At 67.7% G+C, this 15950-nt stretch carries 12 protein-coding genes and 2 tRNA genes; 9 read left to right on the top strand and 5 right to left on the bottom strand.

What is annotated here, in order from left to right:
* The first annotated feature begins 78 nt into the window (after positions 1-78).
* The 5 genes from FZ029_RS23355 to FZ029_RS23335 all read left to right on the top strand — a co-directional run bounded on the left by FZ029_RS23355 (position 79) and on the right by FZ029_RS23335 (position 2444).
* A tRNA-Gly gene (locus tag FZ029_RS23355) sits at positions 79-153 on the top strand.
* A gap of 29 nt (positions 154-182) precedes the next feature.
* Positions 183-257, top strand: a tRNA-Val gene (locus tag FZ029_RS23350).
* 3 nt (positions 258-260) lie between these two features.
* Positions 261-443: a hypothetical protein gene (locus FZ029_RS23345; RefSeq protein WP_149272143.1), complete on the top strand. Its 183-nt coding sequence runs from the start codon at positions 261-263 to the stop codon at positions 441-443.
* Between the two features lie 16 nt (positions 444-459).
* On the top strand, positions 460-2067 hold the full coding sequence (locus tag FZ029_RS23340; RefSeq protein ID WP_149272142.1) for a patatin-like phospholipase family protein: 1608 nt from the start codon (positions 460-462) through the stop codon (positions 2065-2067).
* Entirely contained in the window at positions 2064-2444 is a 381-nt protein-coding gene (locus FZ029_RS23335; protein ID WP_149272141.1) for a hypothetical protein, read from the top strand. The genes FZ029_RS23340 and FZ029_RS23335 overlap by 4 nt, the downstream gene beginning before the upstream one ends.
* A 70-nt stretch (positions 2445-2514) precedes the next feature.
* Here FZ029_RS23335 and FZ029_RS23330 read toward each other — a convergent pair whose 3' ends face one another.
* The 4 genes from FZ029_RS23330 to FZ029_RS23315 all read right to left on the bottom strand — a co-directional run bounded on the left by FZ029_RS23330 (position 2515) and on the right by FZ029_RS23315 (position 7799).
* On the bottom strand, positions 2515-3351 hold the full coding sequence (locus FZ029_RS23330; protein ID WP_149272140.1) for an aldo/keto reductase: 837 nt from the start codon (positions 3349-3351) through the stop codon (positions 2515-2517).
* 100 nt (positions 3352-3451) lie between these two features.
* Positions 3452-5116: a nitrate ABC transporter ATP-binding protein gene (locus tag FZ029_RS23325; protein ID WP_149272139.1), complete on the bottom strand. Its 1665-nt coding sequence runs from the start codon at positions 5114-5116 to the stop codon at positions 3452-3454.
* A 25-nt stretch (positions 5117-5141) separates the two neighbouring features.
* The gene (locus tag FZ029_RS23320) at positions 5142-6221 is read right to left on the bottom strand and encodes an ABC transporter permease (protein WP_149272138.1); all 1080 of its coding nucleotides are present in this window, start codon (positions 6219-6221) and stop codon (positions 5142-5144) included.
* A 162-nt stretch (positions 6222-6383) separates the two neighbouring features.
* Positions 6384-7799 carry a CmpA/NrtA family ABC transporter substrate-binding protein gene (locus tag FZ029_RS23315; RefSeq protein ID WP_149272137.1) on the bottom strand — a complete coding sequence of 472 codons (1416 nt, stop codon included), beginning with the start codon at positions 7797-7799 and terminating at the stop codon, positions 6384-6386.
* An 824-nt stretch (positions 7800-8623) separates the two neighbouring features.
* Between FZ029_RS23315 and nirB the strand changes: the two genes are divergently transcribed.
* The 4 genes from nirB to cobA all read left to right on the top strand — a co-directional run bounded on the left by nirB (position 8624) and on the right by cobA (position 15174).
* Positions 8624-11131: a nitrite reductase large subunit NirB gene (gene nirB / locus FZ029_RS23310; RefSeq protein WP_211104196.1), complete on the top strand. Its 2508-nt coding sequence runs from the start codon at positions 8624-8626 to the stop codon at positions 11129-11131.
* Between the two features lie 21 nt (positions 11132-11152).
* Positions 11153-11545 (top strand): nitrite reductase small subunit NirD, encoded by a 393-nt coding sequence (gene nirD, locus FZ029_RS23305; protein WP_343287132.1) that lies wholly within the window; start codon positions 11153-11155, stop codon positions 11543-11545.
* A complete protein-coding gene (locus tag FZ029_RS23300) occupies positions 11538-14219 on the top strand; it encodes a nitrate reductase (RefSeq protein ID WP_149272135.1) in 2682 nt (893 codons plus the stop codon). The genes nirD and FZ029_RS23300 overlap by 8 nt, the downstream gene beginning before the upstream one ends.
* Before the next feature lie 94 nt (positions 14220-14313).
* Positions 14314-15174, top strand: coding sequence for a uroporphyrinogen-III C-methyltransferase (gene cobA / locus FZ029_RS23295; protein ID WP_149272134.1), 861 nt, complete (start codon positions 14314-14316; stop codon positions 15172-15174).
* Here the strand turns inward: cobA and FZ029_RS23290 are convergent.
* The gene (locus tag FZ029_RS23290) at positions 15091-15858 is read right to left on the bottom strand and encodes an NlpC/P60 family protein (RefSeq protein WP_149272133.1); all 768 of its coding nucleotides are present in this window, start codon (positions 15856-15858) and stop codon (positions 15091-15093) included. The two genes, cobA and FZ029_RS23290, sit on opposite strands and share 84 nt — an antisense overlap.
* Between the last annotated feature and the right edge of the window lie 92 nt (positions 15859-15950).

Here is a 15950-nt window from a genome sequence, read left to right as displayed (position 1 = left end):
GGTGTAGCTCAGTTGGTTAGAGCGCCGGCCTGTCACGCCGGAGGCCGCGGGTTCAAGTCCCGTCACTCGCGCCACTTTGCGGGCGTAGCTCAGGGGTAGAGCACAACCTTGCCAAGGTTGGGGTCGAGGGTTCGAATCCCTTCGCCCGCTCCATTACTGGAGCGACAGTTTTGGGTTCCCGTGGTCTCGTAGCTCAGCGGGAGAGCACTACGTTGACATCGTAGGGGTCACTGGTTCAATCCCAGTCGGGACCACCATTCATGAAGGCCGCCAACCGCAACGGGTTGGCGGCCTTCGCCATTTTGGACCCGCGTATCGACCGGCATGGCGCCGGCAACCGGAAGACGATAGAGTCGTCGATAACTCATCTTTTTTGCCTGGGCGGAAATTCGAAAACGCTGTACGAAGGTCGAAGCGTTGAGCCGATTGGAGCCGGCCTGTAGAGCGGGGAGAGCAGTGTTGGCGGCGAAGAAGATGCGATCCAGGCGCGCCATTCTGGTTTTCGAAGGCGGCGGTGCGAAGGGGCTGGTGCATGTCGGTGCCTTGCGGGCCATTGAAGAACTGGAGCCGGACATCCTGGGTGTGGCGGGAACCTCGGCAGGCGCCATCCTGGCGGCGCTCGTCGCCGCCGGCTATCGTTCAGAGGAGCTGTTCGCGCCGGATGGTTCCCATACGATCCTGAAAGATCTGCACCTCGGCCGCGCAACAGAGCTTTTTGGCGACGCCTGGAGCATAATCCGCGGATTCCGCTGGTGCCTCGACCATTGGAAAATGCTGCTCGCAGGGCTGGGGACGTTTTTCTTCCTGTTCTCTGCCTGCGTGGGATGGCATCTGGATCGTGAGAATGGAGGTCTGGCACCGGTTTTCGGCGTGCCGCTGTTCATGTTGACGGTGATTGCGGTTGCGGTCTCCATTTTTCGTTGGCTATGCGCCGGGCTTTGCTCGACGGACACCTTCACCATCAACATGGATCGTGCGTTACGCAGGAAGATTCCCAGCGTCGGGCCGAAAGGCCGGGTCTGTTTCAAGGATCTGCCCCGACCGCTGAAGATCGTCGCCACCAACCTGGAGAGTGGCGAGCTGACGCTGTTTTCGCAGGAGCGCACGCCGCAGGTGGCGGTCGCCGACGCGGTTGCCGCGTCCATCGCCATTCCGGTCATCTTCAGTCCCAAGATCATTGCCGGCGTCCCCTATTACGATGGCGGTCTGGTCAGCAACCTGCCGGCCTGGACGTTCGACGAGGAGCGCGCTCTCGATCCCGACGCTCATACCATCGCGATTGAAATCGTCGAGAACGAGCGCCGGAAAGACGGCGGGCCGACGGCCTTGCTGACGCCTTTCCACAATCTTGCCGCCGCGACGCGGGCCGCCCTCTTCGGGGCCGGAATCCTGAACAAGAGGGCGGCGGCCGGCCTGTACGTCCTGCCGATCAGGACCGATGTCAGGGTTCTGGATTTTGATCTGGGGGCGGATCAGGCGGCAAAGGTGGTTGGCGCGGCTTATCAATGGGCATCGGCCAACGTCATCTATGAGCTGGAGACTCGCCCCCGTCTGCTGCGCCGGGCATGCCGCAAACTGCATGAGGTTGTCGTCGATCTGCTCAAAGCGGGCGGTCATAGCAATGCGGGCGAGGTTCGGGTGTGTCTTGCCATGGCCGAACCCGGCACCCACCGCAGCCTTCGCTATCTTCATTGTTATAACCGTTCCCGTCATCCCGACGAGACCTTGACCGTTCCAATCGACGGCTCTCTGGCGGGGCATGTCTTCTGCACGGGGAAACCGACCTTCGATGCCGCGCCTTTCACTTATCGGCTGGCAGGAGACGCCAATCGCCGCCTCCGCCGTCTGCTGTGGAGGGGAATGACATGGCAGCTTGCCATCCCCATATATTCGTCGGTAGACGACGGGCATGCGCGGCCCGCCATGGTGCTGCTTCTGGACGGGAACGGCGATGCGTCCTACATTAAGGGCGTGCTGAACGACGATTTCGCCCGTTTCGCCTCCAGCATGCTGTCTGAGCTTATCGATTTTGCCGACAGCGGGAGACCCCATGGAGAGAGACAATGAAGTTGTTTTCCAAAGCCATACGGAACAAACCCTTCGCCAAGGCCGATCCGTTGGAGCAGAAGCTGCGCATCGAGTCGGACAGTGCGCCGGCCAAGAAGGGCGCCGCGGCAAGGCTCGCAAGACTGAAGCTTGATGACGGACTTATTGCCCGCTTGCCGGAAAGCAGGGTCGTCAATCTGGGAAAGATCCAATATACGGGCGGCGCGTCGGAGCTTACGGGGGTTACCCTGCAAAATGTTTCGGGCGACGTGATGAAACAGCTCTTCCAGAGCAAATTGAAAAACACCATCAACGAGGCCAAGCAGATCGGCCGGAAACGGCGAGAGCAGCTTTCCTCGATCACAGATTCCCAGATGGTCACCCTCAAGCTGCGGTGACGTCCGGATCCTGACCTTGGTGGGGTGGGCCGGACAGTCGCGAAGTCCGGCGCCCTCCCGTCGGCTTCCCTCAAATCATCGCCAGCGGCTGCTTGCGCTTCGGCGGCGGGAAGGCCTTGTCGATCTCCGCGATGTCCTCGCCGGTCAGGGTCAGTTTCACGGCCTCGGCGTTCTGAAGAGCGTGCTCCGTCGTTCCCGCCTTGGGAATCGCGATCACGCCCTGCTGCCGCAGGGCCCAGGCAATCGCCACCTGCGCCGGGGTGGCGTCGTGGCGTTTCGCCACCGCCAGCAATGCTGGGGAGCGCAGCAGGCGGCCGCCCTGGCCGATGGGGGAATAGGCCATCAGCGGCATGCGCGCAGTGTGCTGGAAGGGCAGCAGGTCGTATTCGATGCCGCGGTGTTCGGGGTTGTAGAGCACCTGATTGGCGGCGCAGCCGTGCAGGTCGGTGATCTCCGCCAGTTCTTCCAGGTCGTCCACGTCGAAGTTGGACACGCCCCAGCGGGCGATCTTGCCGGCCTGGATCAGCGTTTCGAAGGCCTCGACCGTCTCCTCCAGCGGCACGCCCCCGCGCCAGTGCAGCAGATAGAGGTCGATGCGGTCGATCCCCAGCCGCTTCAGGCTGCGTTCGCAGGCCTTGACCGTGCCGATGCGGGACGCGTTGCTGGGCAGGACCTTGGTGACGATGAACAGGCCGTCGCGGCGGCCGGCGATGGCCTCGCCGACCAGTTCCTCCGACGCGCCGTCGCCATACATCTCGGCGGTGTCGATCAGGGTCATGCCACGGTCGATGCCCGCCCGCAGCGCGGCGATCTCGGCGGCGCGGTCGCCGCTCCCCTCCGCCATCATCCAGGTGCCCTGGCCGAGAGCCGGGACCTCGGTGCCGTCCGGCAGGGTCACGCGCTTCATCTCCGTCTCTCCCGTCTGTCTTGCCGAAAGACAACAAGCTGGTCCCGCGGGACCAGCTTGTCGATACGTCTTCGGTGGGCTTTCCGGGGAGTGAAAGCGGTCACGCCGCCTTTTTCGGCACTCCGGCATGGCCGCCTTCCAGGAAGTTCAGCAGCTCTTCCCGATAGTCGTAATAGCGCGGGTGCTCCAGCAAAGCCTGACGGGTGCGCGGGTGGGGGATGTCCACCTTCAGGATGTGGCCGATCTTCGCGTTGGGGCCGTTGGTCATCATCACCACCCGGTCGGCCAGCAGCAGCGCCTCGTCCACGTCGTGGGTGACGCAGACCGCCGTCACCTTGGTGCGCGCCCACACCTCCATCAGCACCTCCTGCAACTCCCAGCGGGTCAGGCTGTCGAGCATGCCGAAGGGCTCGTCGAGCAGCAGCAGCTTGGGCGACAGGGCGAAGGCGCGGGCGATGCCGACGCGCTGCTTCATGCCGTTGGACAGTTCGGACGCCTTGCGGTCCATGCTGTCGCCAAGCCCGACGCGGGCGAGGTAATAGCGGGCGATGTCGGCGCGCTCGCCCTTGCTCGCGTGCGGGAAGACGCGGTCGACGCCGAGCATGACGTTCTCGTAAGCGGTCAGCCAGGGGAACAGGCTGGGGGCCTGGAACACCACGGCGCGGTCGGGACCGGCGCCGTCCACCTCCTTGCCGTCCAGCACGATGCCGCCGCTGGTCACGTCGGCGAGGCCGGCCACCATCGACAGCACGGTGGACTTGCCGCAGCCGGAATGGCCGATCAGCGAGACGAACTCGCCCTTGCGCATCTTCAGGTCGAAGCCGTCCACCACGGTCAACGGACCCTTGGGCGTGGCGAAGGTCTTGGTCAGGCGGGTGAATTCGAGATAGCGGTCCTCCATCCCGCGCCCGCCCATCGCCTCGATATAGGCCTTGGGCGGGGGCGAGGCGGTGATCGGCTTCACGTCCGGCAGGACGAGATCGTCGTCACCGCCGGTGCCGCGGGCGACGCCGACCTCCATCAGATAGGCGGTGACCTCGGCGCGCAGGCGCTTGAAATCCTCGTCATGGTTGACGGCGGTGCGGTCGCGCGGGCGAGGCAGATCGACGGTGAAGGCGGGGCCGAGCGTGGCGTTCGGGCCAGGGGTCAGCGGGATGATGCGGTCGGCCAGCAGGATCGCCTCGTCCACATCGTTGGTGATGAGGATGACGGTCTTGCGGTCCTTGCGCCAGATCGCCTCGATCTCGTCCTGCAGCTTGGCGCGGGTCAGGGCGTCGAGCGCCGACAGCGGCTCGTCCAGCAACAGCATCTCCGGGCTCATGGCGAGCGCGCGGGCGAAGCCGACGCGCTGGCGCATGCCGCCCGACAGCTCCTTCGGCCGGCGGTCGGTGGCGTGGCCGAGGCCGACCGTCTCCACCGCCCGGCGGGTCAGGACGCCGCGCTCGGCGCCGCCCTTGGCCTTGTGGACGGCATCCACCGCCAGGGCGACATTCTCCTTCACGCTGAGCCAGGGCATCAGCGAATAGGACTGGAAGACCAGACCGCGCTCCGGGCCGGGGCCGGTCACCGGCTTGCCGCGATAGAGCACCTCGCCGGCATCCGCCATCGCCAGACCGGCGATCAGGTTGATCAGCGTCGACTTGCCGGAGCCGGAGAAGCCGACGATGGCGACGAACTCACCCTCTTCGATCGACAGGTCGATGTTGTGGAGCACGGTCGTGCCGCCGTAGGACTTCGACACACCCTTCAGGTCCAGGATCGCCATGGTCGTCGTCTCCTCTGGTGAAGGGTCAGCGGGCGGGGCTGTGGCTGACGGCGGACTGCAGCGCCAGCATCACGCGGTCGAGCAGGAAGCCGATCAGGCCGATGGTGAAGACGGCGACCATGATCTTGGCGAGCGAGCTGGAGGAGCCGTTCTGGAACTCGTCCCAGACGAACTTGCCGAGGCCGGGGTTCTGGGCCAGCATCTCCGCCGCGATCAGCACCATCCAGCCCACGCCCAGCGACAGGCGCAGGCCGGTGAAGATGTAGGGCAGGGCCGACGGCAGCACGAGGCGGCGCACCATGGTGAAGCCCGACAGCTGCAGCACCTTGCCGACATTCATCAGGTCGCGGTCGATGGAGGACACGCCGACCGCCGTGTTGATCAGCGTCGGCCACAGCGAGCACAGCGTGACGGTGATGGCGGAGGTCAGGAAGGACTTCTCGAACAGCGGGTCGCTGCCCGACACGGTGGCGCTGACCACCATGGTGACCAGCGGCAGCCAGGCCAGCGGCGACACCGGCTTGAAAATCTGGATCAGCGGGTTGATCGCGGCGTTGACGGTCGGCGACAGGCCGCTCGCCACGCCCAGCGGCACCGCAATCAGGGCACCCAGCAGGAAGCCGGTGAAGACGGTCTTCAGGCTGGTGACGATCTGGTCGAGGTAGGTCGGCTTGCCGGCATAGGGCAGGGTCTTCACCTCCGCCGCCGGGTTCTTCGCCAGCTTTTCGGCGTTGCGCTTTTCCTGGCGTTCGTAGAAGGCGGCTTCCTTGGCGCGTTCGGCCTTGTGGTCGGCGTAGAGGTTCGTCGCCTGCTCCCACACCTGGGCCGGGCCGGGGATGGCGCCCAGGCTGGTGTGGACCTGCGGGGCGGCCCAGCCCCAGGCGGCGAGGAACAGCAGAATGGCGGTCAGCGGGACGCCCATCTGGCGCCACAGCTCGATCCCCTGCTGGCGCGGGTTCTCGCCGGCGGCAAGCCGCAGCAGCGGCGCCAGCCAGCCCAGCCCGACGGTGGTCAGGACGGCGGCGATGCGGTTGAGAGTATGGGCGCGGCGCGCCTTGCGCTGGGCGCGGGCGAGGTCGGCGGAGGTGTCGGTCAGGCTGGTCATGGCGGGGTGTCCCTTCGGCAAGGTCCCTTCTCCCCCCTGGGGAGAAGGTTAGGATGAGGGGGTTCGGCGCAGCCGAAGAGATCCTCGCAGCGGATCCCCCTCACCCCGACCCTCTCCCCGGGGGGGAGAGGGGGATTTGGCGGGTGGAAGTGCTGCGGGCGCTCAGCCCCCCACCACCTGACCGCCTTCGACCTTCTGGTCGCCCTTCAGGCCGATGGGCTGCTTGGCGAGGTAGTCGTTGGGCTTGTGGCCGTCGTAGGGGATGCCGTCGATGAAGCCGTTGTCGACCGGCTTGTAACCGTCGCTCTTCCAGGGGAAGTCGGCCTCCTTCGCCTTGCCCTCCTCGACCAGCAGCTTGGCGGCCTGCAGGTAGATGTCCGGCTTGTAGACGTTGCGCGCGGTCTGGTCGTACCAGCTGTCGGGCTTGGCCTCGGCGATCTGGCCCCAGCGGCGCATCTGGGTCAGGTACCAGACGGCGTCGGAATAGAAGGGGTAGGTCGCGTTGTAGCGGAAGAAGACGTTGAAGTCGGGGACATCGCGCTTGTCGCCCTTCTCATACTCGAAGGTGCCGGTCATGGAATTGGCGATGACCTTGGCGTCGGCGCCGACATATTCGGACTTGGCCAGGATCTTCACCGCTTCGGCGCGGTTGGCGTTGTTGTTTTCGTCCAGCCATTGGGCGGCGCGGATCAGCGCCTTGACGACGGCCAGATGGGTCTTGGGGTTCTTGCTGGCCCACTCGTCGGTGACGCCGAAGACCTTCTCGGGGTTGTTCTTCCAGATCTCGGTGTCGGTGATGACGGGGACGCCGATGCCCTTCATCACCGCCTGCTGGTTCCACGGCTCGCCCACGCTGTAGCCGTAGATGGTGCCGGCCTCCAGCGTGGCCGGCATCTGCGGCGGCGGGGTGACGGAGAGCAGCGCGTCGGCGCCGATCTGGCCCGACACGTCGGTCGGGCTGTAGAAGCCGGGGTTGATCCCGCCCGACGCCAGCCAGTAGCGCAGCTCGTAATTGTGGGTCGAGACCGGGAAGACCATGCCCATGTTGAAGGGCTTGCCCTCGGCCTTGTACTGGGCGATCACCGGCTTCAGCGCGTCGGCCTTGATCGGGTGGACCGGCTTGCCGTCGGCGCCCTTCGGCACGTTGGCCTTCATCTTCTGCCAGACATCGTTCGACAGCGTGATGCCGTTGCCGTTCAGGTCCATGGAGAAGGCGGTGACGATGTGCGCCTTGGTGCCGAAGCCGATGGTGGCGCCCAGCGGCTGGCCGGCCAGCATGTGGGCGCCGTCCAGTTCGCCGGAGATCACGCGGTCGAGCAGGACCTTCCAGTTCGCCTGTGGCTCCAGCGTGACGGAAAGGCCCTCATCCTCGAAGAAGCCCTTCTCGACGGCGATGGCCAGCGGCGCCATGTCGGTCAGCTTGATGAAGCCGAGCTTCAGCTGCTCCTTTTCCACGTCGAGCGGAGCGGCATGGGCAGAGACGCCTGCGGTCAGGGCGACGACCGCAGCGGCGGATGCGAGAAGGTGGCGGAGGGTGCGGGAGGTGGTGCGGGAGACGGTGTGAGAGGTTTGGGCCACGTCGGTTGCTCCATCTCTGAAATCCGGGCTCTGAAATCCGGGCCAGCGGCCGGGTGGGGCGACACCGGTCTCGAACCTTGGCGATTTTCTGGGCAAGTCCCGGACTGGCTGTTTTTCGGGCAGATGGCTCTTGCGCACCTTGGCCGTCGAAAGCGTCCAGCGGGATCGACCGGAAAAGCGTGTCGATACCGGGGTCGGCAACACTGCCGGGGGCTGGCCCATCATTGGACGCTTGGGATGCACGCACCGTCGTTGGCGCGTCTCTGGCCTCCCTCTTCGCAAGCCTCATGCCAAAGGATGGGTTTTGCCGGAAATCGGGCCATGGAGGTTGATTTTGCTGGCTATGACCCGGCGGAAGGTATGAAGCCCCCGACGGGGCCGCGGTGCTGCCTGCTGATTTTTGCGGCGCACACAAGCCTGTATGGTCATCCTTTGTGCAGCACCTAAGGATGACCCAAAAATAGGCACCTAGGTCTTGGTCGCGGATCCGGGCGGGACCCCGCGGATTCCCTGGAGTTTTCCCGCGCGGAGCTGCCGGCGCGGCGATTGGCACGCGGATTGCGAAGGGGTTGGCGAGACAACAGCGGGCGCCGGCAACGTCGCCAGTGCCCGCGACACCCGCCGAATCCCACGCGACGACGCGCGGATTTGGCTCTGGTTCGACGACGAACCGCCCGGACAACGGCGTCCGAACAGGTCTGCACCCGCCTTCGCGATCCTCTCGCAGGGCAGGGAGACGGCCCGTTCGGACGCCTTTCTTTTTGGCCCCGTGCCTGACTTTGCGGCAGGCCGGACACGATAGACGAGGCAGACGCGCCATGGACATGCATCTCTCATCGAACAACGGGCCCGCCGTCGAACTTAACGAGGCCGAACTGCGCAGCGCCGGCCCGGCCAGGGAGCGGCTGGTGGTCGTCGGCAACGGCATGGCCGGCATGAAGACGGTGGAAGAGCTGCTGGCCAAGGCGCCGGGCCGCTTTGACGTCACCGTCTTCGGGGCCGAGCCGCACCCGAACTACAACCGCATCATGCTGTCGCCGGTGCTGGCGGGGGAGAAGACCTTCGACCAGATCGTGCTGAACAGCCGCGAGTGGTACGACGCCAACGGCATCACCCTGCTGACCGGCGAGCCGGTGGAGGGCATCGACCGCGAGACCAAGACCGTCCTGTCGCAGTCCGGCCGCGTCGTTCCCTATGACAAGCTGCTGATCGCCACCGGATCGATGCCCTTCATCATTCCGGTGCCGGGCTCCACCCTGCCGGGCGTCATCGGCTTCCGCGATCTGGCCGATGTCGACGCCATGCTGGCGGCGGCGGCGAAGGGCGGGCGGGCCGTGGTGATCGGCGGCGGGCTGCTGGGGCTGGAGGCCGCCAACGGGCTGCGGGTCAAGGGGATGGAGGTCACCGTCGTCCACCTGATGCCGACGCTGATGGAGCGCCAGCTCGACCCGTCCGCCGGCATGCTGCTGCAACGCGAACTGGAGCGTCGCGGCATCGAAGTGCTGACCGGCGCCGACACGGCGGAAATCGTCGGCGAAGACTGGGTCAGCGCGGTGCGGCTGAAGGATGGGCGCGAGCTGCCGGCCGACATCGTCGTCATGGCGGTGGGCATCCGCCCGAACATGGCGCTGGGCAAGGCGGCCGGGCTGGAGTGCGGGCGCGGCATCCGGGTGGATGACCAGATGCGCACCAGCGACCCGTCGATCTACGCGGTCGGCGAATGCGTCGAGCATCGCGGCGTCACCTGGGGCCTCGTCGCGCCGCTGTTCGAGATGGCGAAGGTGCTGGCCCACGACCTCGCCGGTGGGGAGGGTGCGGCCTACACCGGCTCCGTCACTTCCACCAAGCTGAAGGTCACCGGCGTCGACGTGTTCTCCGCCGGCGATTTCTCGGGCGGGGAGGGGACGGAGGACATCGTGTTCCGCGATGCGGCGCGCGGCGTCTACAAGCGGCTGGTGCTGAAGGACGGCAAGCTGCTGGGCGCGGTGCTGTATGGCGACACCAAGGACGGCGCTTGGTACTTCTCGCTGCTGAAGGACGGCGCCGACGTGTCGGCCGAGCGCGACACGATGATCTTCGGCCAGGGCTTCGGCAGCACCGACGCCGGTGACCCGAACGCCGCCATCGCAGCATTGCCCGACTCTGCCGAGATCTGCGGCTGCAACGGCGTGTGCAAGGGCACCATCGTCAAGGCGATCACCGAAAAGGGCCTGACCAGCCTGGACGAGGTGAAGGCGCACACCAAGGCGTCGGCCTCCTGCGGCGGCTGCTCCGGCACGGTGGAGCGGCTGCTAGCGGTGACGCTGGGCGACGGCTTCACGGCGGCGCCGAAGGTCAAGCCGATGTGCAAATGCACCCACCACACCCATGACGCGGTGCGCGCGGCCATCGTGGACCGCGGGCTGAAGACCATGGCCGAGGTATTCCAGGCGATGGAATGGACGACGCCCGACGGCTGCGCGTCGTGCCGGCCGGCGCTGAACTATTACCTGCTGTGCGCCTGGCCGGGCGAGTACCGGGACGATTACCAGTCGCGCTACATCAACGAGCGCGCGCACGCCAACATCCAGAAGGACGGCACCTATTCGGTCGTGCCGCGCATGTGGGGCGGGCTGACCAATGCCGCCGAGCTGCGCGCCATCGCCGACGTGGTCGACAAGTTCGCCATCCCGACCGTGAAGGTCACCGGCGGCCAGCGTATCGACCTGTTCGGTGTGAAGAAGGAGGATCTGCCGGCGGTCTGGGCCGATCTGAACGCCGCCGGGATGGTGTCCGGCCATGCCTATGCCAAGGGGCTGCGCACGGTGAAGACCTGCGTCGGGTCGGAATGGTGCCGCTTCGGCACGCAGGACTCGACCGGGCTGGGCGTGAAGCTGGAGCGGATGACCTGGGGCACCTGGACCCCGCATAAGGTCAAGCTGGCGGTCTCCGGCTGCCCGCGCAACTGCGCCGAGGCGACCATCAAGGATCTGGGCGTGGTGTGCATCGACAGCGGGTACGAGCTGCATGTCGGCGGCAACGGCGGCCTGCATGTCCGGGCCTGCGACCTGCTGGTTCGCGTCGCGACGGAGGAGGAGGTGCTGGAATACACCGGTGCCTTCATGCAGCTGTACCGCGAGGAGGCCCGCTATCTGGAGCGCACCGCGCCGTGGGTGGAGCGGGTCGGGCTGGACCACATCAAGGCGGCGCTGGTCGATGATCCGGAGCGGCGGCGGGCGTTGAACGCGCGCTTCCTGTTCTCGCAGACCTTCTCGCAGGACGACCCGTGGGCGGAGCGCGCCGCCAAGGGCGTCGACCGTCACGAATTCAATCTGCTCGCCGAAGTGGGGTAACGGATCATGGACAGCATCATCATGGAAAACGCCGCCCCCGAAACCGCCATCTCGGAAACCGTCTGGACCCAGGTCGGCAGCGTCGACGACATCCCGGTGCTGGGGTCGCGCGTCGTCCGCACCCCCGGCGGCGACATCGCCCTGTTCCGCACGGCGGCCGACGAGGTCTTCGCGCTGGAGGATGCCTGCCCGCACAAGCAGGGGCCGCTGTCCCAGGGCATCGTCCATGGCCGCCGCGTCACCTGTCCGCTGCACAATTGGGTGATCGAGCTGGCGACCGGCGAGGCCGTCGCCCCCGACGAGGGCCGCACCGGCCATGTCCCGGTTCGGGTGGAAGGGCGCAGCGTCGCCATCGCGCTCGGCGAGGCTAAGCTGTCGCGCGGCGGTTGCCGCAAGGCCTGCGGCCATGTTTGACGGAGCGGAGCCGGCCAAGGGCCGTGAACGGGAGGTGAAGACCACCTGTCCCTATTGCGGGGTCGGGTGCGGGGTGATCGCGCGGGTGGCGGCCGATGGCGCCGTCACCGTACGCGGCGATGCCGACCATCCGGCGAACCGGGGACGGCTCTGCTCCAAGGGATCGGCGCTGGCCGACACGCTGGTGCCGGAGGGGCGGCTGCTCCATCCGGAGATCGATAACCGGCGCGTGTCGTGGGACGAGGCGCTGGACGAGGTGGCCCGGCGCTTTTCCGACACCATCGCGATGCATGGGCCGGATTCGGTGGCCTTCTACGTCTCCGGCCAGCTGCTGACCGAGGATTACTACGTCGCCAACAAGCTGATGAAGGGCTTCATCGGCTCGGCGAACATCGACACCAACTCGCGGCTGTGCATGGCGTCGTCGGTGGTCGGGCACAAACGGGGCCTGGGTGCCGACGCGGTGCCGGGGACCTACGAGGATTTCGAATGCGCCGATCTGGTGGTGCTGGTGGGGTCCAACCTCGCCTGGTGCCATCCGGTGCTGAACCAGCGGCTGCTGGCGGCGCGGGCGGAGAGGGGCACGCGCATCGTCGTGGTCGATCCGCGGCGGACCGACTGCGTCGATGCCGCCGACCGCCATCTGGCGCTGACGGCCGGCACCGACGCGGTGCTGTTCAACGGGCTGCTGGCCTGGCTCGACAGCCGCGGCCACCGCGACGGCGGGTTTGTAGACACCCATGCCGAGGGGGTGGAGGAGGCGCTGGCCGCCGCCCGCGCCGACGCGCCGGATGTGGCGACGGTGGCCCGCCGCTGTGGGTTGGAGGAGGCGGAGGTCGCCGCCTTCTATGCCGAGTTCGCGGCGACGGACCGGGTGGTGACGGTCTATTCGCAAGGCGTCAACCAGTCGTCCCAGGGCAGTGACACCGTCAACACCATCCTCAACGTCCATTTCCTGACCGGGCGCATCGGCCGGCCGGGCTGCGGTCCCTTCTCCGTCACCGGGCAGCCGAACGCCATGGGCGGGCGCGAGGTTGGCGGGCTGGCGAACCAGCTGGCGGCGCATATGGGCTTCACGGCGGAAGAGGTGGACCGGGTCGGCCGCTTCTGGACCGCGCCGCGCATGGCGGACAAGCCGGGGCTGAAGGCGGTGGACCTGTTCCGCGCCATCGAAGCCGGCACGGTCAAGGCGGTGTGGATCATGGCGACCAACCCCGCCGTCAGCATGCCCGACGCCGGCCGGGTCCGCCGGGCGCTGGCGAAATGCGAGACGGTGGTGGTCTCCGACTGCATCCGCGACACCGACACCGGCCGCTTCGCCCATATCCGCCTGCCGGCCAAGGGCTGGAGCGAGAAGGACGGCACCGTCACCAACTCCGACCGCACCATTTCGCGCCAGCGCGCCTTCAAGGATGGGGAAGGGGAGGCGCGGGCGGACTGGTGGATCGTGACGCAGGTCGCGCGGCGGATGGGCTTCGCCGGGGCATTTCCGTATGAGAGCGCCGCCGCGGTGTTCCGCGAGCATGCGGCGCTGTCGGATTTCGAGAATGGCGGGACGCGGGCCTTCGACATCGGAGCCTTGAGCGGGCTGGACGATGCCGGTTACGACGCACTGGCGCCCTTCCCCTGGCCTTGGCGTGCGGGGAGCGAGCCGCAGACGCGGCTGTTCGGCGATGGCCGCTTCTTCACCACGGATGGGCGCGCCCGGATGCTGCCGGTCACGGCGAAGCCGCTGCCGCGCACCGTGCCGGATAGGGCGCTGCTGCTGAACACCGGGCGGCTGCGCGACCAGTGGCACACGATGACGCGCACCGGCCTGTCGGCGCGGCTGTCGGCGCACGCGCCGGAGCCTCGACTGGACATCCACCCGGAGGATGCGGCGGCGCGGGGATTGATGGATGGCGGGCTCGCCCGCATCGCCACGGCGGCGGGGGAGGCGCTGGCGCGGGTCCGCGTCACCGATGCCCAAGGCGAAGGCACCATCTTCCTGCCGATGCACTGGACCGAGCGCTTCACCGGCGCCTGCGTCATCGGCCGGCTGATCGACGACGAGGCGGTGGACCCGGTTTCCGGCCAGCCGGACCTGAAGCGGATGCCGGCGACGGTCGAACCCTGGCGGCCGCACTGGACCGCCTTCCTGCTGACCCGCCGGCCGGTGGAGCCGGCCCATGGCGGCTATTGGGCGCGGCGTGCTGTGATCGGCGGGCATCTGGTGGAGATGGCGGGGATCGGGGCGATTCCCGACCTTGCGGCGTGGCTGCCCGGTCTCGATCCGGCGGAGGCGGCGGTGGAGTTCCGCGACCATGCGCGCGGCGGTCTGCGGATGGCCTGGATGGCTGGCGACCGGCTGGACGCCTGCCTGTTCGTCGCCGCCGACGGGCGCCTGCCGCCGCGCGGCTGGCTGGCCGGTCTGCTGGAGGCCGACGGGCTGGACGACGGCGCGCGGGCCGGTCTGCTCGCCGGGCGGGCGCCGGGCGCGCAGGCCGATGAAGGGCGGATCGTCTGCGCCTGCTTCAGCGTCGGGATCAACCGGCTGGTCGGTGCCATCCGCGACCGGCGGCTGACCAGCGTGGCGGAGATCGGTGCGGCGTTGAAGGCCGGCACGAATTGTGGTTCCTGCGTGCCAGAACTCAAGGAGGTGCTTCGTCATGCTCATCAGCGCGAAGTGGCGTGATGGCCAGACCCTCCCTCTCCCCCCTGGGGAGAGGGCCGGGGTGAGGGGGATGCGTGGCGGAGCCTCTTGGGATTGGCTGCGCGTTCCATTCTCGTTGTTCGCTCGTCTTTCCGAGAAGTTTTCCCCCTCACCCCAACCCTCTCCCCAGGGGGGAGAGGGGGATAATGGCGGTGTCGGCACCGTCACCCTCGTCGGCGCCGGCCCAGGCGACCCCGACCTGCTCACCGTCGCCGCGGTGAAGGCACTCGCCGCTGCCGAGGTCGTGCTCTACGACGCGCTGGTCGGCGACGGCATCCTCGACCTCGCCCATCCGCAGGCGGAGCGCATCTGCGTCGGCAAGCGGTCCGGCCGGCATTCGCTGCCGCAGGGGGAGATCAACGCGCTGATCGCCTTCCATGCCCGGCGCGGCAAGCGGGTGGTGCGGCTGAAGGGCGGCGACCCGATGGTGTTCGGCCGCGCCGGCGAGGAGATCGAGCATCTCGACAGCCTCGGCATTCCGGTTCGCGTCGTCCCCGGCATCACGGCGGCGCTGGGCTGCGCCGCCTCGACCGGGCTGTCGCTGACCAAGCGCGGGGTGTCGCGCGCCGTCACCTTCGTCACCGCCCATGGCCGTGACGGCGAACGGTTCGAACCCGACTGGGCGCGGCTGGCCGATCCGCAGGGGACGCTGGCGATCTATATGGGGCGCGAGCAGGCCCGCGCCGTCGGGCAGGGGCTGACCGGGGCCGGGCTGCCCGCGACGACGCCGGTCCTGGCGGTGGAGAACGGCTGCCGCCCCGACGAGCGGCGCTGCTGGACGACGCTCGGCGAGATGGCGGAGCAGGGGGTGGCCGCCGGCAAGGGGCCGACCCTGCTGCTGGTGGGAGAGGCGCTACGCCCGCGCAAAACTGGGGCGGCGGACTCCGTTGATCTCCGCGCGTTTGGCGACCTCGGCGAGCGGCTCGATCACGACTGACATGGTGAAGACGGTGGCGTGCAGCAGGTTCGTCCCGTCCACCATCAGCCCGACATGGCCGGGGAAGAAGACGATGTCGCCGCGCCGATACTCCACGTCGCGGCCATCGTCGGAGAGCCACGTCCCCAACCGCTCGTCCTTGCGCTGCATGCCGCTGCTGTGGTGGGAGACGACGCCCGCCGCAGCCATGGCGGTCAGCACCAGCCCGGAACAGTCGATGCCGAAGCTGCTGCGCCCGCCCCAGACATAGGGCGTCTCCAGAAAGCGCAGGGCGGTGGCGATGTGGTCGGTCGCCGGGGGCGCGTCCAGCGGCTCCAGCCAGCCGGCGAACAGCCAAAGCCCGTCGTCGGTGCCGACCCAGCCATTCTCGGCCCGGCCGTCCAGCGTCACCAGCGACCCGAAGCTGAGCGTCGCCACCGGCGGCGCCCGGTGCGTCGATCCGGGGTGCAGGTCGGCGCGCAAGGCCCGCACGCGGTGGGTGGGCGCGACCAGCTCCCGATGCGCGGTGCCCGGCGGCAGCCAGCCGACATGGCCGTCGAAGGCGTTCTCCGCCCGCAGCCAGCCGTCACGCTCCTCCACAACGCGGAAGCGCTCGCCGTGAATCATCTCGCTGGTCTGCGGATCGCCGTTTCGCGGCTCTTCCAGCAGGACGGCGTGCGGGGCGGTCAGTTGGCGGTCGGTCATGAGTGCGGGCCGGGCTTCGTGAAAACCGGCTGCGACGATAGCGCCGCTGCCGATGCTACGCGAGGGATAATGCGCGTCCGTCATTTCAACGG

It is taken from the genome of Azospirillum sp. Sh1 (assembly GCF_008365135.1).
In the GTDB taxonomy this organism is placed as follows: Bacteria; Pseudomonadota; Alphaproteobacteria; order Azospirillales; family Azospirillaceae; genus Azospirillum; species Azospirillum oryzae.
The sequence above is the reverse complement of the archived record's forward strand: the minus strand, read 5'-3'. Positions and strand labels throughout refer to the sequence as shown.

Excerpts from the sequence above, each read along its gene's own strand:
- FZ029_RS23345 (WP_149272143.1), top strand. The coding sequence starts at position 261 with ATGAAGGCCGCCAACCGCAACGGGTTGGCGGCCTTCGCCATTTTGGAC.
- nirB (WP_211104196.1), top strand. The coding sequence starts at position 8,624 with ATGCATCTCTCATCGAACAACGGGCCCGCCGTCGAACTTAACGAGGCC.
- FZ029_RS23320 (WP_149272138.1), bottom strand. The coding sequence starts at position 6,221 with ATGACCAGCCTGACCGACACCTCCGCCGACCTCGCCCGCGCCCAGCGC.
- FZ029_RS23300 (WP_149272135.1), top strand. The coding sequence starts at position 11,538 with ATGTTTGACGGAGCGGAGCCGGCCAAGGGCCGTGAACGGGAGGTGAAG.
- FZ029_RS23290 (WP_149272133.1), bottom strand. The coding sequence starts at position 15,858 with ATGACCGACCGCCAACTGACCGCCCCGCACGCCGTCCTGCTGGAAGAG.
- nirD (WP_343287132.1), top strand. The coding sequence starts at position 11,153 with ATGGAAAACGCCGCCCCCGAAACCGCCATCTCGGAAACCGTCTGGACC.
- FZ029_RS23325 (WP_149272139.1), bottom strand. The coding sequence starts at position 5,116 with ATGGCGATCCTGGACCTGAAGGGTGTGTCGAAGTCCTACGGCGGCACG.
- FZ029_RS23330 (WP_149272140.1), bottom strand. The coding sequence starts at position 3,351 with ATGAAGCGCGTGACCCTGCCGGACGGCACCGAGGTCCCGGCTCTCGGC.
- FZ029_RS23335 (WP_149272141.1), top strand. The coding sequence starts at position 2,064 with ATGAAGTTGTTTTCCAAAGCCATACGGAACAAACCCTTCGCCAAGGCC.